The sequence below is a fragment of the Blastococcus sp. TF02-09 genome, assembly GCF_003319105.1.
Lineage (GTDB): Bacteria > Actinomycetota > Actinomycetes > Mycobacteriales > Geodermatophilaceae > Blastococcus.
On record NZ_QOHH01000005.1, the window covers coordinates 35,629 to 54,199 of the forward strand.

An 18,571-nucleotide genomic window follows, 5' to 3' on the forward strand; every position below is an offset into this window, starting at 1 on the left:
CGGAAGAGGTGAGCCGCCGTCGGTGCGCTCGGGGACCCGGAGGGCCGGGGACAAAGATTAGTGGTGCGGCGCCGCGTTCTTGGCGCGCTCGAGCGAGGCGAGGATCTCCGCCTCGGCCTCTTCGCGGCCGACCCACTCGGCGCCCTCGACCGACTTGCCCGGCTCGAGGTCCTTGTAGGTCTCGAAGAAGTGCTGGATCTCCAGGCGGTCGAACTCCGACACGTCGGTGATGTCCTTGAGGTGGGACATCCGCGGGTCGGTCGCCGGGACGGTGAGGACCTTGTCGTCCCCGCCGGCCTCGTCGGTCATGCGGAACATGCCGATCGCCCGGCACGTGATCAGGCACCCGGGGAACGTCGGCTCCTCGAGCAGCACCAGGGCGTCGAGCGGGTCGCCGTCCTGTCCCAGGGTGCTCTCGATGTAGCCGTAGTCCGCCGGGTAGCGGGTGGAGGTGAACAGCATCCGGTCCAGGCGGATGCGTCCGGTGGCATGGTCCAGCTCGTACTTGTTCCGCTGGCCCTTCGGGATTTCTACCGTCACGTCGAACTGCACGGACGTAGTGTGACCCACGGCGGCCCGCAGCAATCGGCGGGTCGCCATTTCTGGGGGGTGGGCACCATCGCGTCGAGCGGTTCGACGATCGTCACAGCCAGGACCGGGCGCTTCCGCAGGCGTATCGCGCTGGCCGTCATCGCCCTGGTCCTGCTGCTGGTCGGCGGGGGCGTCGCCCTCGCCGGAGGGCTCGGCGGCGACGACGACACGGCGTCCGCGGAGACGGTGACCGTCCCCGACGCGGTCCTGCCCGACCTCGGCGACGCCACGCCCGTGCTCGCCTCTCTCGACTCCGCCGCCCCCGCGCCGGACCCCGACGCGCTCGCCGCCGCGGTCGGTCCGCTGCTGCAGGCACCCGGCCTGGGGTCCGGGGTGTCCGCCGAGGTCGTCGACGTCGAGACCGGCGAGGTCCTGCTCGACCTCGACGGCGACTCGCCGGCCATCCCTGCGTCCACCGCCAAGCTCCTCACCGCGGCCGCTGCGCTCACCGCCCTGGACCCCGCGCAGACCCTGGCGACGACGGTCGTGGCCGGCAGCGCGCCCGGAGAGGTGGTGCTCGTCGGCGGCGGCGACCCGACGCTGTCCCGCACCTCGCCGTCGCAGACCTACCCCGGCGCGCCCACCGTGGCCGACCTCGCCGCGCAGGTCGTCGCGGCGCTGCCCGGCACCACGGTCACCCGCGTCGTCGTGGACAGCTCGCTGTTCACCGGTCCGTTGACCGCCCCGGGCTGGGGGCCGGCCGACGCGCCGTCCAGCTACGCCGCTCCCGTCACCGCGACCGCGGTGGACGGCGCCCGCGTGAGCTCCCGCTCGCAAGCCCGCAGCGGCCAGCCCGGCATCGACGCCGGCGTCGCCCTCGCCGACGCGCTCGGGGCACCCGGCGCCACCGTCGCCCTCGGGGAGGCGCCCGCCGGCGCGGAGCAGCTGGCCGAGGTCCGGTCGGCGCCGATCGCCCGCCTGGTGGAGCAGGCCCTGTCCATGTCGGACAACGTGCTCGCCGAGGCCCTCGCCCGGCAGGTGGCGCTCAGCCGCGACCTGCCGGCCTCCTTCGAGGGGGCGGCCGAGGGGGTCGTCGGCGCCCTGGCCGACGCCGGCATCGACACCACCGGGGTCACGCTGTCCGACGGCAGCGGCCTCTCCCGGCTGGACCAGGTGCCCGCGAGCGTGCTCGCCGAGATCGTGGCCGGGGCGGCGGACGGCTCCCTCCGGGGCGCCTCCGCGCTGCTGTCCGGTCTCCCCGTGGCCGGCTACGACGGCACCCTCTTCGACCGCGGGGACGCCGACACCGCACCCGGCGTCGTCCGCGCCAAGACCGGGACGCTGCTGGGCGTGCACGCCCTCTCCGGGACCGCGATCACCGCCGAGGGGCGGCTGCTGGCCTTCGCCGTCATCGCCGACGAGTCCGGCAGCGAGGCGAGCGCCGAGGCGGCCCTCGACGACGTCGCCGCGGCCCTGGCCGCCTGCGGCTGCGGGTAGTCGACAGCCGGTCACTTCCCCCGCCGCGGGTACGGTGAGGCGATGAGCAGCGCCTCCTCGATGGTGGACTGGGACCTCGCCGGTCGCACCGCCCGCCGGCTCGTCGGACCCGGCCCGCAGACCACCCGGGAGGACGCCGCCGCCGTCGTCCGCGAGCTGCACGAGGCCGCCGCGGTCGCTGTCGCCCACGTCGAGGAGCTCACCGGCATGACGCCCGTCGCGGGCGGGCCGGTCCCCGAGGTCGCCGTCGTCGACCGGCCGGGCTGGGTCGACGCCAACGCCCGCGGCATGGCCGCGCTGCTCGACCCGCTCGTCGACGCCCTGGCCGAGAGGAGCGGCAGCCGGCCGGGTGCGCTGGCCACGGCCATCGGCTCCCGCGCCACCGGCGTCCAGGCCGGCGGCATCCTGGCGTTCCTCAGCTCCCGGGTCCTGGGCCAGTACGAGGTCTTCGGCACCGGCGGCCGCCTGCTGCTGGTCGCGCCGAACATCGTCGCCACCGAGCAGAAGCTCGGCGTGGACCCGTCGGATTTCCGGCTCTGGGTGTGCCTGCACGAGGTCACCCACCAGCTCCAGTTCACCGCGGTGCCGTGGCTGCGGCCCTACCTCGAGAGCCAGATCGCCGAGTTCGTCGACGCCACCGACCTGACCGCCGACGTCCTGCGCGAGCGGCTGCAGGACGTCCTGCGCAGCGTCGCCGGTGCGGTGCGCGGGGACGACGACGGGTCCGAGGGCCTCATGGCGCTGATCAAGGACCCCCGCCAGCGCGAGGTCCTCGACCGGGTCACCGCGGTGATGAGCCTGGTCGAGGGGCACGCCGAGTACGTGATGGACGGCGTCGGGCCGGACGTCGTCCCGTCGGTGCGCACGCTGCGCAAGCGGTTCGCGCAGCGCCGCAAGGGCCGCGGGCCGTTCGACCGCGTGATGCGCCGCCTGCTCGGGCTGGAGCAGAAGATGAAGCAGTACGCCGACGGTCGGGTGTTCGTCGGCGGCGTCGTCGACCGTGCCGGCATGGAGGGCTTCAACCAGGTGTGGGTCAAGCCGGAGAACCTGCCGCTCATCGAGGAGCTCACCGCCCCCGAGCGCTGGGTCGAGCGGGTGCTGGGCCGGCCGGCCATCCCCGCCTGAGCGTGGCCGGTCCCGACCCGGCGGTCGCGCAGCTCCGCAGCGCCGTCCGGCCCGGGCTGACCGGGGACGACCGGCCGGTGCTCGTCGCCTGCAGCGGGGGAGCGGACTCCCTCGCGCTCGCCGCGGCGGTCGCCTTCGAGGCCCCGCGAGCCGGCGTCCGGGCCGGCGCCGTCACGGTGGACCACGGCCTGCAGCCGGGGTCGGGGGACCGCGCGGAGCGCATCGCGGTCCTGCTGCGGGACCTCGGGCTGGCGCCGGTGCTGGTGGTCCCGGTGGCCGTCGGCACCGACGGCGGCCCCGAGGGAGCGGCCCGCGCGGCCCGGTACGCGGCGCTGTCCGGCGCCGCCGCCGACCACGGGGCGCGCGTCGCCCTCGGGCACACCCTCGACGACCAGGCCGAGACGGTGCTGCTGGGCCTGGGACGGGGCTCCGGCCCCCGCTCGGTGGCCGGCATGGTCGAGCACCGGACGACGGGCGACACCGAATGGTGGCGGCCGCTCCTGGGGATCCGCCGGACGACCACGCGCGCCGCCTGCGCCGCCCAGGGCCTCCCCGTCTGGGACGACCCGTGGAACGGCGACCCCGCCTACACGCGCGTGCGGCTGCGCACCGAGGTGCTGCCCCTGCTCGAGCAGGTGCTCGGCGGCGGAGTCGCGCCCGCCCTGGCCCGCACCGCCGCCCTGCTGCGCGCCGACCTGGACGCCCTCGACGAGCTCGCCGCGGGCCACCTCGCCGCGCTGAGCTGCGACGACGGCCTGCCGGTGCGGCCCCTGGCCGAGCTGCCCGCGGCACTGCGCACCCGGGTGCTGCGCGGATGGCTGCGCGGCGCCGGGGTGCCCGATCTGCAGGCGGTGCACCTGGACGCCGTCGACGCCCTCCTCGTGCGCTGGCGGGGGCAGGGCCGGGTGGACCTACCCGGTGGCGCAGGCGTCGTCCGGGCGTCTGGCACCCTGGGACTGGAACCCGTGCGCGACGGCGGCGGCCCGCCCCCAGCACCACACGACCGCGAGGAGCCCGACGCGTGACCGAGTCTGCGACCAGTCCCGGGGCCCTGGGCCCCGACCACGGCTACGGACCGGACATCGACCACGTGCTCCTCAGCGAGGAGCAGATCCAGGGCAAGATCGCTGAGCTGGCCGCCCAGATCGCCAGTGACTACGCGGGCCGCGAAGTGCTGCTCGTCGGCGTCCTCAAGGGCGCGGTGCTGTTCATGAGCGACTTCGCCCGCGCGCTGCAGCTGCCGACGCAGATGGAGTTCATGGCCGTCTCCTCCTACGGCTCGGCCACCAGCTCCTCCGGGGTCGTCCGCATCCTCAAGGACCTCGACCGCGACATCACCGACAAGCACGTGCTCGTGCTCGAGGACATCATCGACTCCGGGCTGACCCTGTCCTGGCTGCTGAAGAACCTCGGCGGCCGCGCCCCGGCCTCGCTCGAGGTGTGCGCCCTGCTGCGCAAGCCCGACGCGGTCAAGGTGGACGTGCCGGTGAAGTACATCGGCTTCGACATCCCCAACGAGTTCGTCGTCGGCTACGGCCTCGACTACGCCGAGCGCTACCGCGACCTGCCCTACATCGCCACGCTCAAGCCCGAGGTCTACGCCTGAGGCGACAGTGATCATCGGCAGATGGCGGCGCCCGTCGGCGTGTCCGACAGCCATGTGCCGATGATCGACCGGCGGCTCGCGGCAGCGTGCCCCCGATAGGTGCATCCCGGCTCACGGCCAGGGATTCCACAGGTCGTCCGGTGTACCTTCGGGTCCGACGACGCTGCACGGAGCGCCGGGGGTCCTGCCCGGGTCGCAGGCAGTGTCACCGGACGAGCAGGAGGGTCGACGGGCAGACCGGCTCCGCCGGTGCCCGGCATCGGTGTATGGAACGTAAGAAGTTCTACCGCTCCGTGTGGTTCTGGGTCGTCATCGTCGTCCTCCTGGCCCTCACGCTCTCCTCGCTGTTCCGCGGCGGCGGGAACCTCCAGGAGGTCTCCACCGCGACGGCGCTGACGCAGATCGAGGACGGCAACGTCGAGTCCGCGACGCTCAACACCAAGGAGCAGACCCTCGACCTCGTCCTCCGCGACGAGGTGGACGGCAGCACCGAGGTGGCCGCCTCGTACCCGCTCGCGGTCGAGGACACGATCGTCGAGCTGCTGCGCGAGAACGACACCGAGGACTTCGACACCAACGTCACCCAGGACAGCCTGCTGGTCAGCCTCCTGGTGAGCTTCCTGCCGTTCCTGATCCTCCTGCTGCTGCTGTTCTGGCTGTTCAACTCCATGCAGGGCGGCGGCCGCGGGGTCATGGCCTTCGGCAAGTCCAAGGCCAAGCAGGTCACCAAGGACACCCCGAAGACGACGTTCGCCGACGTCGCCGGTGCCGACGAGGCGATCGAGGAACTGCACGAGATCAAGGACTTCCTGCAGAACCCGGTCAAGTTCCAGGCCGTCGGCGCGAAGATCCCCAAGGGCGTGCTGCTGTTCGGCCCGCCCGGGACGGGCAAGACGCTGCTGGCCCGCGCCGTGGCCGGCGAGGCCGGCGTCCCGTTCTTCTCGATCTCCGGCTCGGACTTCGTCGAGATGTTCGTCGGCGTCGGCGCCAGCCGCGTCCGCGACCTGTTCAACCAGGCCAAGGAGAACGCCCCGGCGATCATCTTCGTGGACGAGATCGACGCCGTCGGCCGGCACCGCGGCGCCGGCATGGGCGGCGGGCACGACGAGCGCGAGCAGACCCTCAACCAGATGCTGGTCGAGATGGACGGCTTCGACGTCAAGGGCGGCGTCATCATGATCGCCGCGACCAACCGGCCCGACATCCTCGACCCGGCGCTGCTGCGGCCGGGCCGCTTCGACCGCCAGATCGCCGTCGACCGGCCCGACCTGCTCGGCCGCAAGGCGATCCTGGCCGTCCACGCCAAGGGCAAGCCGCTCGCCCCCGACGTCGACCTGGAGACCGTCGCCCGCCGCACCCCCGGCTTCACCGGCGCCGACCTCGCGAACGTGCTCAACGAGGGCGCGCTGCTCACCGCGCGGACCAACAACTCGCTGATCACCGACGCCGTGCTGGAGGAGGCGATCGACCGCGTCATCGCCGGCCCCGAGCGCAAGACGCGGGCGATGAGCGAGAAGGAGAAGAAGGTGACCGCCTACCACGAGGGCGGGCACGCTCTCGTGGCGCACGCGCTGCCGAACCTCGACCCGGTGCACAAGGTGACGATCCTGCCGCGCGGCCGGTCGCTCGGGCACACCCTCGTCCTGCCGACCGAGGACAAGTACACCCAGACCCGGTCGGAGATGATCGACACCCTCGCCTACGCCCTCGGGGGCCGGGCGGCCGAGGAGCTGGTCTTCCACGAGCCGACCACCGGCGCCGGCAACGACATCGAGAAGGCCACCTCGATGGCCCGCGCGATGGTCACCCAGTACGGGATGAGCGCCAAGCTCGGCGCGGTCAAGTACGGCAGCACCGACGCCGAGCCGTTCCTGGGCCGCGACATGGGTTCCCGTCCGGACTACTCCGAGGCCGTGGCCGCCGACATCGACGCCGAGATCCGGGCCTTGATCGAGGCCGCGCACGACGAGGCCTGGGAGATCCTGGTCGAGTACCGGCACGTCCTCGACCAGCTCGTGCTCGAGCTGATCGAGAAGGAGACGCTGTCCAAGGAGGACATGGCCCGCATCTGCGCGCCGGTCGCCAAGCGTCCCTCGCTGGCCCCGTACAACGGCTTCGGCAAGCGGACGCCGTCGGACCAGCCTCCCGTGCTCACCCCGGCCGAGGTCGCCGCGCAGAACGGCAACGGGCACCTGACCGAGGACCGGCCGAACCCGATCGGGGATGTCGGGGCCCCGGCCCAGCGATGACCCCGGACCCGCCCGAGCCCGATGACCCGTTCCGTCCCGGCCCCGGCCGGGTCGACCAGGCGCGCGCGGCCGCGGCCGTGCGGGAACTGCTGCTGGCGGTGGGGGAGGACCCCGACCGGCCCGGTCTGAAGGAGACGCCCGATCGGGTCGCCCGTGCCTATGCCGAGACCTTCGGCGGGCTCGGGCAGGACCCCGGCGAGATCCTGTCAACGACGTTCGACGAGAACCACGACGAGCTCGTGCTGGTCAAGGACATCTCGATGTTCTCGACCTGCGAGCACCACCTGGTCCCGTTCCACGGCATCGCGCACATCGGCTACATCCCCGGTGAGGACGGTCGGGTCACGGGGCTCTCGAAGCTGGCCCGGTTGGTCGACGTCTACGCCCGCCGTCCGCAGGTGCAGGAGCGGATGACCGGCCAGATCGCCGATTCCCTCGACCAGATCCTCAGGCCCCGCGGGGTGCTGGTGGTGATCGAGGCCGAGCACCTGTGCATGGCCATGCGCGGAATCCGCAAGCCGGGGGCGACGACCGTCACGTCGGCGGTGCGCGGCATCTTCCGGGACAACCCGGCGACCCGCAGCGAGGCGATGAGCCTCGTGCTCGGTCGGTGACGTCGAGGTGAGCACCGCCCTCCCGCGACCGGGTCACTGCGTGGTGATGGGCGTCCTCAACGTCACCCCCGACTCCTTCTCCGACGGCGGCTGCTTCTCCGACCCGGCGACGGCGATCGCGCACGGCCTCGCGATGCACGCCGCCGGCGCCGACTACGTCGACGTCGGCGGGGAGTCTACGCGGCCCGGCGCCGACCGGGTGGACGCCGGGGAGGAGTGCAGCCGGGTGGTCCCGGTGATCCGCGAGCTGGCCGCCGCCGGGGTGCGCACCAGCGTGGACACCACCCGCGCCGAGGTCGCCGAGGCGGCCCTGGGCGCCGGGGCCGAGCTGGTCAACGACGTCAGCGGCGGGCTCGCGGACAAGAACATGGCCGACCTCGTCGCCGAGGCCGGCGTCCCCTGGGTGCTCATGCACTGGCGGGGCCACAGCCGGGAGATGTACGCCGCGGCCCAGTACGGCGACGTGGTCACCGAGGTCTGCGCCGAGCTCACCGCCCGCGTGGAGGACGTCGTCGCCGCCGGGGTGGCCCCCGAGCAGCTCGTCCTGGACCCCGGGCTGGGGTTCGCCAAGCGCGCCGAGCACAACTGGGCGCTGCTGGCCGGCCTGGACCGGCTGACCGCGCTGGGCCTGCCCGTCCTGGTCGGCGCCTCCCGCAAGACCTTCCTGGGCCGGCTGCTCGCCGGACCCGACGAGGCCCCGCGCCCCGCCGAGGAGCGCGACGCCGCCACCCTGGCGACGACGGTGCTGGCCGCCCAGGCCGGCGCCTGGGGGGTGCGGGTGCACGACGCCGCCGCCTCGGTGGACGCCCTGCGCACCCTGGACGCCGTCCGCGCGGCCGGGCGGGGGCGTCGTGGCTGAGCCGCGCCGGGTGCCCGACCGGATCGCGCTGCGCGGGGTGCGCGCCCACGCCCACCACGGCGTCTACGCCTTCGAGCGCGAGCGCGGGCAGATCTTCTCCGTCGACGCCGTCCTGGAGCTGGACACCGCGCCCGCCGCGGCCGGTGACGACCTCGCGCTGACGGTGAACTACGCCGATCTCGCCCAGCGGCTGCACGCCGTGCTCGCCGGGGAGCCCGTCGACCTGCTCGAGACGCTGAGCCAGCGGCTGGCCGACGTCTGCCTGGCCGACCCGCTGGTGGAGGCCGTCGAGATCACCGTGCACAAGCCGCAGGCCGAGCTCGGTGTCCCGTTCGACGACGTCACCGTGAGCATCCGGCGCCAGCGGTGACCCGCGTCGTCCTCTCGCTGGGGGCCAACCTGGGCGACCGGGCGGGCACCCTGCGCACCGCCCTCGACGCCCTGGCCGAGGACGGCGCGGTGACCGCCTCCGGCCTGTACGAGACCCCGCCGTGGGGGCCGGTCGAGCAGCCGCCGTACCTGAACGCCGTCGCGGTGCTGGACGGGGACCGCGACGCCCGGGGCTGGCTGGCCCGCGCGCGGGAGCTGGAACAGGCAGCCGGGCGCACCCGCGAGGTCCGCTGGGGTGCGCGCACCCTCGACGTCGACGTCGTCACCGTCACCGGGGACGACGGCCGGCCCGTCGTCTCCGGGAATCCGGAGCTGACGCTGCCGCACCCGCGGGCGCACGAGCGGGCCTTCGTGCTGGTGCCGTGGCTGGCCGTCGACGCCGCCGCGGAGCTCCCCGGGCACGGGCCGGTGCGCGACCTCGTCGCCGTCCTGGACCCCGCGGAGGTCGCCGCCGTCGTCCCCTGGGCCCCGGTGGGCTGAGCCGATGACCCCGGTGCGCCGCCGCGACCTCGTCGTCCTCGCCGCAGGCCTGGCCCTGGCCGCCTGGCTGCTGGTCCGTTCCTGGTACGGCGAGCTGCCGTCGCTGGACTGGTGGCTGCCGGCGCCGCTGGCGGTGCTGGCGGTCGCCGAGGGGCTCGCCGCGCGCACCCTGCGGGGGCGCCTGGCCGACCAGCGCGCCGCGCGGGCCGGCCGGCCACCGCAGGCCGGGGAGGTGCGCCTGGTCGAGCCCCTGCTGGTCGCGCGGCTGGCGGTGCTCGCCCAGGCCAGCGCCTACGTGGGCGCGGTCTTCGCCGGCATCTGGGGCGGGGTGCTGGCGCACGTCTGGCCCGCCGCCGCCGACGGCGTGCAGGCCGCCGGGGGCGACACCGTCACCGCGGTGATCGGCGTGGTCTGCTCGATCGGCCTGGTCGCTGCGGCGCTCTGGCTCGAGTCCGTCTGCCGCATCCCACCCGACGAGGACGGGCCCGCACCCGGCGTCAGCGCCTGAGCGACGCGCCCGACACCAGCGAGGCCCCCGCGGTCTCGGGGACGGTGCCCTCCACCGACCGGCGCAGGGCGGCGTGCAGCGACTCCGGGGTCAGGACGCCGAGGAACCGGTCCCCGTCGAGCACCGCGACCCAGCCGGCCTCGTGCTGCAGCATCGTGGCGAACGCGCTCTTGAGGCTCGCGTCCGCCGGCACCCAGGCCTCCATCCGCCGTGCCGCGCTGCCCACCGTGCCGGCGCCGGCGGCCCGCTCCACCGACAGCCAGCCGTGCAGGGCGTCCGCGTCGTCGAGCACCACGGCCCACCGGGCTCCGGCCCGCTGCATGGCGCTGCGCGCGTCGGCCAGCCCGTCCTCGACGTGCACGACCGGCGGGTGCTCGAGGTCGGCGGCGTCGACGCCGGTGACGGCCAGCCGCTTGAGGCCCCGGTCGGCGCCCACGAAGTCGGCGACGAAGGCGTTGGCCGGCCGGCCGAGGAGGTCGGCGGGGGAGGCGAACTGCTCGACCGTCCCGCCGGTGCTCATGACCGCGATGCGGTCCCCGAGGCGGACGGCCTCCTCGATGTCGTGGGTGACGAAGACGATCGTCTTGCGCACCTGCTCCTGCAGGCGGAGGAACTCCGACTGCAGCCGCTCGCGCACGACCGGGTCGACGGCGGAGAACGGTTCGTCCATGAGCAGGACGGGGGGATCGGCGGCCAGGGCCCGGGCGACACCGGCCCGCTGCCGCTGTCCGCCGGAGAGCTGGTGGGGATAGCGGTCGGCGTGGACGGCGGGGTCGAGGCCGACGAGGGAGAGCAGCTCCTCGACCCGGTCGCGGGTGCGGGAGCGGTCCCAGCCGAGCAGCCGCGGCACCGTGCCGACGTTGGCGCGGATCGTCTGGTGCGGGAACAGCCCCACGTTCTGGATCACGTAGCCGATCCGGCGGCGGAGCTGCACCGCGTCCACGCCGGTGACGTCCTCCCCGCCGATCATGATCCGCCCGGTGGTGGGCTCGATGATCCGGTTGATCATCTTCATGGTCGTCGTCTTGCCGCAGCCCGACGGCCCGACCAGGACCGTCAGCTCGCCCGCCGCGAAGGTGAGGTCGAGCTCGGCGACGCCGACGGTGCCGTCGGCGTAGACCTTGCTGATGCCCTCGAGCCGGATCTCCTCCGCGTCCCCGGACGCTGCGAGGGGTGGGTTCGGAGCAGTAGCGTCCACGACGTGGCCTTCCTGACATGCGCTCGATGCTGAACGCGGTGGACGGTGCGGTGCTGGCGGCGGACGCAGCCCCGAATCCGTGGTTCGACCTTTCCTACGTGACCGACAACCGCGAGTCCATCCTGCGTCTCCTCGGCGAGCACGTCCGGTTGACGGTGGGCGCGGTCGTCCTCGGTGCGCTGATCGCCCTGCCGCTGGCCGTGCTGGCCCGCCGCAGCCGGTGGCTGGCCGGGCCGGTCCTGGTGTCCTCGACGCTGATCTACACGATCCCCTCCCTGGCCATGTTCGCCTTCGTCGCACCGGTCACCGGGCTGACCACGACGACGGTGCTGATCGGCCTGGTGCTCTACTCGCTGGTGATCCTGGTGCGGAACTTCCTCGCCGGGCTCCAGGCGGTGCCCGCCGAGGTCCGCGAGGCCGCGCGCGGGATGGGTTACGGCCCGACCCGGCTGTTCTGGCAGGTCGACCTGCCGCTGTCCCTGCCGGCGTTCATGGCGGGCATCCGGGTGGCGACCGTGTCCACCGTCGCGCTGGTCACCGTCGGGGTGATCGTCGGCCACGGCGGGCTGGGGCAGCTCATCACCGGAGGGTTCGCCGCGAACTTCTACCGGGCGCAGATCGTCACCGGCGCCCTGGGCTGCGTGCTCCTCGCCCTGTTCGCCGACCTGCTCCTGTCCGGGATCGAACGGCTGCTCACGCCGTGGGCACGGGGGGTGCGGGCGTGAACCGGCTCGGCGATGCTCTGCGCTACCTCAACGACCCGTTCAACTGGACCCGCCGGGACGGCATCCTCGACCTGCTCGTCGAGCACCTGCGGATCTCCGCGCTCGCGGTGCTCGCGGCCATGGTGGTGGCCGTCCCGGTGGGCATGCTGCTCGGGCACACCGGGCGCGGCGGCGGGTTCACCGTGGCGCTGTCCAACGTCTCGCGCGCCGTCCCGACGCTGGCGCTGCTCACCGTCTTCGCGGTCACCCCCATCGGCTTCGGGCCCACGGCGACGACGATCGCGCTCGCGGTCTTCGCCGTCCCGCCGATGCTGACCAACACCTACGTCGGGTTCCGCGGCGTGGACCGGGACGTCGTCGAGGCCTCCCGTGCCATGGGCTTCTCGGAGCGGCAGGTGGCCACGCGGGTGGAGCTGCCGCTGGCGATGCCGTTGCTCATGACCGGTGTGCGGACGGCGGCGGTGCAGGTGGTCGCCACGGCGACCCTCGCCGCGCTCGTGGCCGGCGGCGGGCTCGGCCGGATCATCACGCTGGGCTTCCGCCAGCAGGACTACGGCGCCGTCGTCGCGGGGGCGATCCTCGTGGCCGCCCTCGCCGTGCTGACCGAGGTGGCGCTGGTCGCGGTGTCGTGGGCGCTGACCCCGGGCCAGAAGCGGCTGCCGTTCCTCACCGCCCGGCGGGCCTCGCCGGTGCCGGAACCGACGGCGGCGGGGGTCCCGCTCTGAGCCGGTGATCACGACTCGGTGACGGGCGCGCATACGCATTGCGCACCACCGATCGGCAGAGTTCGATGAGGACGCGGGAGTCCTCCCGCCAGACACGCGTGGTCCAGAAGAGAGACCACGGGACACAGAAGGCGGGCTGCATGCGCGCGCGTACCACGTTCCTCCTCCCCCTCGCCCTCGCTGCCCTGGTGGCGACGGCCTGCGGGGAGTCCGGCTCCTCCGGCACCGGGGGCGGTGACGAGGGCGACAGCACCCAGGCGTCGGGCGAGGCCTGCGCGCCCGTCGCGGGCGACCAGCTCGTCGTCCTCGAGGACGACAAGCAGCTCCAGAACGCGGACAACATCATCCCGGCGGTCAACGCCGACGCCGCGGCGGCGAACCCGGCGCTGCTGGAGACGCTGAACGCGGTCTCCGAGGTGCTCACCACCGACGACCTCATCGAGATGAACGCCGCCGTCGACGTCGAGCGCCAGCCGGCCGAGGACGTGGCGTCGGCCTACGTCGAGGAGCAGGACCTCGGCTCCGGGGTCAGCGGCGGCAGCGGGGCGGTCGTCGTCGGCGCCGCGGACTTCACCGAGTCCCAGGTGCTGGCGAACGTGTACGCCGACGTGCTCACCGCGGCCGGCTTCGACGCCAGCGTGCAGACGGTCGGCAACCGCGAGCTGTACCTGCCGGCGCTGCAGCGCGGCGAGATCCAGGCCTTCCCCGAGTACCTCGCGACCCTCACCGAGTTCATCGAGGGCAACGAGGACACGGAGGTCGCCTCCGGCGACGTCGACGAGACGGTCCAGGCGCTGACGCCGCTGGCCGAGGGCTACGGACTGGTGGTCGGGGAGCCCGCCGAGGCCGCCGACCAGAACGCCTTCGCCGTGACCCAGGAGTTCGCCGACGAGCTCGGCGTCAGCACCCTCTCCGAGCTGGCCGACGCGTGCGGCGACGGCTCGCTCAGCCTCGGTGGGCCCGGCGAGTGCCCGACGCGCGCCGCCTGCCAGCCGGGGCTGGAGGACACCTACGGGCTGGAGTTCGACTCCTTCCAGGAGTACGACGCCGGCGGCCCGCTGACCAAGGCCGCCATCCAGCAGGGCGAGGTCTCGATCGGCCTGGTGTTCAGCTCCGACGGTGCCCTCGCGCAGGGCTGAGCGTCAATACCAGCCGCCGGGGGGCACCTGCTCCCCGGCGGCGACCGGCGCCTCGAGCCGGTTGCCCTCGGGCGCCAGCGGGCACGACCAGCGCGGGTCGTAGGCGCAGGACGGGTGGTAGGCGAGGTTGAGGTCGACCACCAGCCGGCCGTCCCCGCCGCCGAGGTCGGCGCCCTTGACGGTGTCGAGCAGGTAGCGGCCGCCGCCGTAGGTGCCGAGCCCAGCGGTCCCGTCGCGCAGTGGCAGGAACACCCCGCCGCCGTAGAGGGCGACCCACCACACGTCCAGCCGGCCCAGGCCGGGCAGGGTCACGGCGCCGATCCGCTCCAGCGGTACGGTCCCGTCGGCGGCCGTGGGCACCTCCAGCCGCGCCGGCCCCGCCGGCTCCAGCACGGGCTCGAACCGCAGGGCGGGGTCGTAGGGCGCGAACGGCAGTCCGCGGAACGTCTCGCGCGCGGCCGCGTCCAGCGGGGAGTCGGGGTGGCCGGCAAACAGGTCGTCGCGTCCGTCCCGCCACGTCCGCCAGCCCGCCTCGGGGTCGGTCGCCGAGCGGGCGGCGGAGTACAGGGCGGCGGTGCGGCGGCGCCAGTCGAGCAGGGTCAGGGTCACCGGCCCACTGTGGCAGCCGGGCGCAACGCGAGAAGCATGACCGCCGCCGGAGGATGAGCAACGGGGTTGTGCGCGGCTACGCTAGGTGCATGCCCCGCCGCCAGGACGACGACGTCGCCGGCGGCCCCGACGTCCCCGCGCGGCGCTCCCTCCTGACCGGGGCGGGCTTCCTGCTGGCCGCCGCCGCGACCCTGGCGGTGTTCCTCACCGACAACCCGCAGCACCTCCGCGTCGCCGTCGTCGCCGTTGCTTGGGCGTTCGTGCTCGCGACCTTCGCCGCGGGCCGCCGCGGCGGCGACCGCGCAGCCGCCGCGGCCCGCGAGGCGCAGCTGCGCCGTACCTACGAGCACGAGCTCGACCTCGAGGTGGCCGCCCGGCGCGAGTACGAGCTGGAGCTGGAGAACGAGCTGCGCCGCGAGTCCGAGCAGGGCATGCGCGAGGAGCTCGACGCCCTGCGCACGGAGCTCGCCGCGCTGGCGGATCTGCGCGAGCAGGTGGCCGGCGTCGCGGCACTGGGCTCCGACATCGCGGCGCTGGCCACGCTGCGCGACGAGGTGGCCCGCGTGACCGCGATGCGCGAGGACCTCGCCGCGCTCGGGTCGCTGCGCCAGGAGCTCGGCCAGCTGAACGGCCTGCGCGACGACATGGGGCGGCTGCGCGCCGAGCTGACCGAGCAGCTGTCGTCGGAGATGCTCATCGAGCGGATCGTCATGCGCACCCAGGCCAGCCGGGTGCCGGGGGAGCCGACCCGGACCCTGGACGCGGTCTGGAACGACGAGACGCCCCGCGAGCTCACCGGTGGCTGGCCGGCGGTGCGCCTGGACGAGCCCCGCGAAACCCGCCAGGTCGAGCAGGTGCGGGTGGAGCGGGCCGACGTCCGCCCTTCGCCCCAGCCGCGGGAGACCCACACGTCGGCGTCGTGGACCCCGCCGGCGCCCCCGACGACGACGTTCACCGGCCCTCAGCCCTCGCGCCTCGAGCCGCCCCCGTCGCCGGCGGGCACAGCGCCGGGTCCTGCCCCAGCCGATCCGCCGCCCACCCCGCCGCCGTCCCCGCTGGACTGGCTCGTGGCCCGGGAGCTGCTGGACGCCCCCGTCGCCCCGCCGTCCCGGGAGCCGTCCCCGGAACCGCCGCAGACCGCGCCGCGCCGCCGCCGGGGGGACAACGCCGAGGCGCCTGCGGTGCCCGCGGCGGAGGCTCGGACGACGGAGCGCCCGAGCCCGACGCCGCGGACCCGCATCGAGGACCGCGGCGGCTACCGGGTCGCGCTGCCCGAGGTGCCCCCGGTCCCGCCGGCCGCCGTGCCGCCCTCGCCGCCGCCCCCGCCCGCCGCCTCGCCGGCCACCGGGGACCGGCTGGCCGAGATCCTGGCCGAGAACGGCGTGAGCCCCGCGGCGGGTGGCCGTCGGCGCCGCCGCTACCGGGAGGACGACGAGTCCGACGACGTCCTCTCCCGCGTGCTCGGCCGGGACTAGCGGCCGCGCGAGCCCGACCCGCCGTCGAGGACCAGCGTCTGGCCGGTGACCCAGCCGGCGCCGTCGCCCAGCAGGTAGGCCGCTGCCTCGCCGATGTCCTCCGGGACGCCGAGCCGGCCTGCCGGGTAGCCGGCGGCGACCTCCTCCTCGCGGCCCTCGTACAGCGCCTCGGCGAAGCGGGTCTTCACCACGGCCGGCGCCACGGCGTTGACCCGGACCTTCGGGCCCATCTCCACGGCGAGCTGCGTCGTCAGGTTGATGAGGGCCGCCTTGCTCACGCCGTAGCCGCCGATCATCGGCGAGGAGCGCAGGCCGGCCACCGAGGCCACGAACAGCACCGAGCCGCCGTGCTCGGACATCCAGGCCCGCCAGGCCTGCTGGACCAGGTCCAGCGCGGAGACGACGTTGGTGTCGAGGATCTTGCGGAACGCGCCGAGGTCGAGGTCCATCATCGGCCCGTAGACCGGGTTGATGCCGACGTTGCCGACCAGCACGTCCAGGCTGCCGAAGGTCTCCACGGCGGTGCGCACCGCTTCGGCGCGGTGCTCGGCGTCGCCGGCGTTGCCCGCGACGGCGACCGCGACGTCGGGGCCGCCCAGCGACTCCACCGCCTCGGCGAGCGCCTCGGGCTTCCGCGCCGTCAGCACCACCTTGGCGCCCCGCTTCACCAGGCTCTCGGCGATGCCGAGGCCGATCCCACGGCTGCCGCCGGTCACCAGTGCGGTCCGTCCCTCGAAGCTGTCCACGCCGTCTCCTGTCGATGTCGGGGGTGTTCCCGGTCACGGTAGGGGCGGTTATCCCGCGGTCGGCACATACCTCGGGTGAGGCATGCCACACGGCCGGCGCGTTGCACGGCGGTCGGGGGAGTTCCACACTCGCCCTCGGCGTTCTCCCTGCGCGACACCCGACGGTTGCAGCAGGAGCACGTCGCACCACCGGCACGACCCGCACGCCCCGGCTCCCGACCCGGTAGCCGAGAACCGACGTCCGGTACCCGTCAGGGACTGGAACGAGAGGTGCCCTCCATGCCTGCTGCCCGCAGGACCGTCCGCGCTGCCGGACTCCCCGTCGCCGCCGATGCGCCCGCCCGCCTGCGCGTGGGGATCATCGGCGCCGGCCGTGTCGGTGCCGTCCTCGGCGCCGCACTCTCCGCCGCAGGTCACGACGTCGTCGCCGCCTCGGGCCTCTCCGCGGCCTCCGCCGAGCGCGCCGCCCGCCTGCTCCCGGGCGTGCCCCTGCTGCCCGCCGACCAGGTGGTCGCCGCAGCCGACCTGGTGGTGCTCGCCGTGCCGGACGACACGCTGGCCGGACTGGTCGCGGGGCTGGCCGAGACCGGCGCCTGGCGGGCCGGCCAGCTCACCTTCCACACCTCCGGTGCGCACGGGCTGGCCGTGCTGGCGCCGGCCGAGCGGGCCGGTGTCCTGCCGCTCGCGCTGCACCCGGCCATGACGTTCACCGGGGCACCCGAGGACGCCGACCGCCTCGTGGGCTGCCCCTTCGGGGTGACCAGCTCCCCGGCGTACCGGGCGGTCGCCGAGACCCTCGTGCTGGAGATGGGCGGCGAGCCGTTCTTCGTCGCCGAGGCCGACCGCACGCTGTACCACGCGGCGCTGGTCACCGGCGCCAACCACCTGGTCACCCTCGTCGCGGAGGCCGCGGACCTGCTGCGCACCGCCGGCGTCGCCGAGCCCGGCCGCATCCTCACCCCGCTGCTCACCGCCGCCCTGGACAACGGCCTGCGCCGCGGCGACCGGGGCCTCACCGGCCCGGTGAGCCGCGGGGACGTCGGCACCGTCGGCCGTCACCTGGAGACCCTCGCCGAGCGGGCGCCGGCGTCGGTGGCCGCCTACGTCGCGATGGCCCGCCGGACCACCGAGCGCGCCCTGGACGCCGGGCGGCTGAAGCGGCACGAAGGTGCACCGCTGCTGGACCTGCTGGCCACCAGCCGCGACGAGGCGGGCTCGCTGTGACCGGCGGCCCGGTCGTCGCCGACACCGCCGCCGACCTCCGGAAGGTCCTCGCCGACCTGCCCGGCCCGGTCGCGCTGGTGCCCACCATGGGTGCGCTGCACGAGGGCCACCGCACGCTGGTCCGCGCGGCCCGCGAGCGCGCGGCCACCGTCGTCGTCTCGGTGTTCGTCAACCCGACCCAGTTCGGGCCCGGTGAGGACTTCGACCGGTACCCCCGCACCTGGGACGCCGACCTCGCCGCGCTCGCGGAGGAGGGCGCCGACGTCGTCTTCCACCCGCCGGTCGACGAGGTCTACCCGCCGCGTGCGGTGGGGGTGACCGTCGACCCGGGCCCGCTGGGCTCTGTCCTCGAAGGCGCCGTCCGGCCGGGGCACTTCGCCGGCGTGCTGACCGTCGTCGCCAAGCTGTTCGGCCTGGTCCGCCCCGACGTCGCGCTGTTCGGGGAGAAGGACTACCAGCAGCTGACCCTCGTCCGGGCGATGGCCCGCGAGCTCGCGCTGCCCGTCGAGGTGGTCGGCGTCCCGACCGTCCGCGAGGACGACGGCCTGGCGCTGTCCAGCCGCAACCGCTACCTCGACCCGGAGCAGCGGGCCGCGGCCGCGGCGATCTCCGCCGCCCTGCGTGCCGGCGCCGCGGCCGGACCGCAGGGGGCCGATGCGGTGCTGGCCGCCGCCCGCTCCGTGCTCGACGGCCGCCCCGACCTGCTCCAGGACTACCTGGAACTCACCGATACCGATCTGGGGCCGGCGCCCGCCGCCGGGCCCGCCCGCCTGCTGGTCGCCGTCCGCGCCGGCAGCACCCGACTCCTCGACAACGCCCCGATCACACTCGCCCACCCGACCACGCCCACGGGAGAGCCCCGATGATGCGC

The 18,571-nt window shown here is 74.7% G+C and carries 20 protein-coding genes; 16 read left to right on the top strand and 4 right to left on the bottom strand.

Going from position 1 to position 18,571, the window contains the following annotated elements:
• Positions 1–57: 57 nt before the first annotated feature.
• A complete protein-coding gene (locus DQ239_RS09045; protein ID WP_113834303.1) occupies positions 58–552 on the bottom strand; it encodes an inorganic diphosphatase in 495 nt (164 codons plus the stop codon).
• A gap of 57 nt (positions 553–609) precedes the next feature.
• Here DQ239_RS09045 and dacB point away from each other — a divergent pair, with 57 nt between their 5' ends.
• From dacB to DQ239_RS09095, 10 genes are all read left to right on the top strand, one after another.
• Positions 610–2,028, top strand: a complete 1,419-nt coding sequence (gene dacB / locus DQ239_RS09050; protein ID WP_199582811.1) for a D-alanyl-D-alanine carboxypeptidase/D-alanyl-D-alanine-endopeptidase — start codon at positions 610–612, stop codon at positions 2,026–2,028.
• A 42-nt stretch (positions 2,029–2,070) separates the two neighbouring features.
• The gene (locus tag DQ239_RS09055; RefSeq protein WP_113834101.1) at positions 2,071–3,153 is read left to right on the top strand and encodes a zinc-dependent metalloprotease; all 1,083 of its coding nucleotides are present in this window, start codon (positions 2,071–2,073) and stop codon (positions 3,151–3,153) included.
• A gap of 2 nt (positions 3,154–3,155) precedes the next feature.
• On the top strand, positions 3,156–4,178 hold the full coding sequence (gene tilS / locus DQ239_RS09060; RefSeq protein WP_113834102.1) for a tRNA lysidine(34) synthetase TilS: 1,023 nt from the start codon (positions 3,156–3,158) through the stop codon (positions 4,176–4,178).
• Positions 4,175–4,759, top strand: a complete 585-nt coding sequence (hpt, locus tag DQ239_RS09065) for a hypoxanthine phosphoribosyltransferase (RefSeq protein WP_348519326.1) — start codon at positions 4,175–4,177, stop codon at positions 4,757–4,759. Before tilS ends, hpt begins: the two co-directional genes overlap by 4 nt.
• Before the next feature lie 266 nt (positions 4,760–5,025).
• Positions 5,026–7,008: an ATP-dependent zinc metalloprotease FtsH gene (gene ftsH, locus DQ239_RS09070; protein WP_113834103.1), complete on the top strand. Its 1,983-nt coding sequence runs from the start codon at positions 5,026–5,028 to the stop codon at positions 7,006–7,008.
• A complete protein-coding gene (folE, locus tag DQ239_RS09075; protein WP_113834104.1) occupies positions 7,005–7,622 on the top strand; it encodes a GTP cyclohydrolase I FolE in 618 nt (205 codons plus the stop codon). Before ftsH ends, folE begins: the two co-directional genes overlap by 4 nt.
• Before the next feature lie 7 nt (positions 7,623–7,629).
• Positions 7,630–8,481, top strand: a complete 852-nt coding sequence (gene folP / locus DQ239_RS09080) for a dihydropteroate synthase (protein WP_233488981.1) — start codon at positions 7,630–7,632, stop codon at positions 8,479–8,481.
• Positions 8,474–8,851: a dihydroneopterin aldolase gene (gene folB / locus DQ239_RS09085; RefSeq protein ID WP_233488983.1), complete on the top strand. Its 378-nt coding sequence runs from the start codon at positions 8,474–8,476 to the stop codon at positions 8,849–8,851. The genes folP and folB overlap by 8 nt, the downstream gene beginning before the upstream one ends.
• Complete coding sequence (gene folK, locus DQ239_RS09090) at positions 8,848–9,351, top strand: 2-amino-4-hydroxy-6-hydroxymethyldihydropteridine diphosphokinase (protein WP_113834105.1); 504 nt, start codon at positions 8,848–8,850, stop codon at positions 9,349–9,351. Before folB ends, folK begins: the two co-directional genes overlap by 4 nt.
• Before the next feature lie 4 nt (positions 9,352–9,355).
• On the top strand, positions 9,356–9,859 hold the full coding sequence (locus tag DQ239_RS09095) for a DUF3180 domain-containing protein (protein WP_113834106.1): 504 nt from the start codon (positions 9,356–9,358) through the stop codon (positions 9,857–9,859).
• On the opposite strand, the gene DQ239_RS09100 is transcribed toward DQ239_RS09095, so the two are convergent.
• Positions 9,849–11,057 (bottom strand): betaine/proline/choline family ABC transporter ATP-binding protein, encoded by a 1,209-nt coding sequence (locus DQ239_RS09100; RefSeq protein WP_113834107.1) that lies wholly within the window; start codon positions 11,055–11,057, stop codon positions 9,849–9,851. The genes DQ239_RS09095 and DQ239_RS09100 overlap by 11 nt on opposite strands.
• A 17-nt stretch (positions 11,058–11,074) precedes the next feature.
• Here DQ239_RS09100 and DQ239_RS09105 point away from each other — a divergent pair, with 17 nt between their 5' ends.
• The 3 genes from DQ239_RS09105 to DQ239_RS09115 all read left to right on the top strand — a co-directional run bounded on the left by DQ239_RS09105 (position 11,075) and on the right by DQ239_RS09115 (position 13,646).
• Positions 11,075–11,782 carry an ABC transporter permease gene (locus tag DQ239_RS09105; protein ID WP_233488985.1) on the top strand — a complete coding sequence of 236 codons (708 nt, stop codon included), beginning with the start codon at positions 11,075–11,077 and terminating at the stop codon, positions 11,780–11,782.
• Positions 11,779–12,507, top strand: coding sequence for an ABC transporter permease (locus tag DQ239_RS09110; RefSeq protein WP_113834308.1), 729 nt, complete (start codon positions 11,779–11,781; stop codon positions 12,505–12,507). The genes DQ239_RS09105 and DQ239_RS09110 overlap by 4 nt, the downstream gene beginning before the upstream one ends.
• A 140-nt stretch (positions 12,508–12,647) precedes the next feature.
• Entirely contained in the window at positions 12,648–13,646 is a 999-nt protein-coding gene (locus DQ239_RS09115) for a glycine betaine ABC transporter substrate-binding protein (protein ID WP_113834108.1), read from the top strand.
• A 3-nt stretch (positions 13,647–13,649) separates the two neighbouring features.
• On the opposite strand, the gene DQ239_RS09120 is transcribed toward DQ239_RS09115, so the two are convergent.
• Positions 13,650–14,255, bottom strand: a complete 606-nt coding sequence (locus DQ239_RS09120) for a DUF1684 domain-containing protein (RefSeq protein WP_113834109.1) — start codon at positions 14,253–14,255, stop codon at positions 13,650–13,652.
• A gap of 89 nt (positions 14,256–14,344) precedes the next feature.
• On the opposite strand from DQ239_RS09120, the gene DQ239_RS20115 reads away from it, so the two are divergent.
• Complete coding sequence (locus tag DQ239_RS20115) at positions 14,345–15,730, top strand: DUF6779 domain-containing protein (protein WP_147252057.1); 1,386 nt, start codon at positions 14,345–14,347, stop codon at positions 15,728–15,730.
• Here the strand turns inward: DQ239_RS20115 and DQ239_RS09130 are convergent.
• Positions 15,727–16,476 carry an SDR family oxidoreductase gene (locus DQ239_RS09130; RefSeq protein WP_113834110.1) on the bottom strand — a complete coding sequence of 250 codons (750 nt, stop codon included), beginning with the start codon at positions 16,474–16,476 and terminating at the stop codon, positions 15,727–15,729. The two genes, DQ239_RS20115 and DQ239_RS09130, sit on opposite strands and share 4 nt — an antisense overlap.
• 279 nt (positions 16,477–16,755) lie before the next feature.
• On the opposite strand from DQ239_RS09130, the gene DQ239_RS09135 reads away from it, so the two are divergent.
• Complete coding sequence (locus DQ239_RS09135) at positions 16,756–17,700, top strand: DUF2520 domain-containing protein (protein ID WP_113834111.1); 945 nt, start codon at positions 16,756–16,758, stop codon at positions 17,698–17,700.
• Entirely contained in the window at positions 17,697–18,566 is an 870-nt protein-coding gene (panC, locus tag DQ239_RS09140; RefSeq protein WP_113834112.1) for a pantoate--beta-alanine ligase, read from the top strand. Before DQ239_RS09135 ends, panC begins: the two co-directional genes overlap by 4 nt.
• Positions 18,567–18,571: the final 5 nt, after the last annotated feature.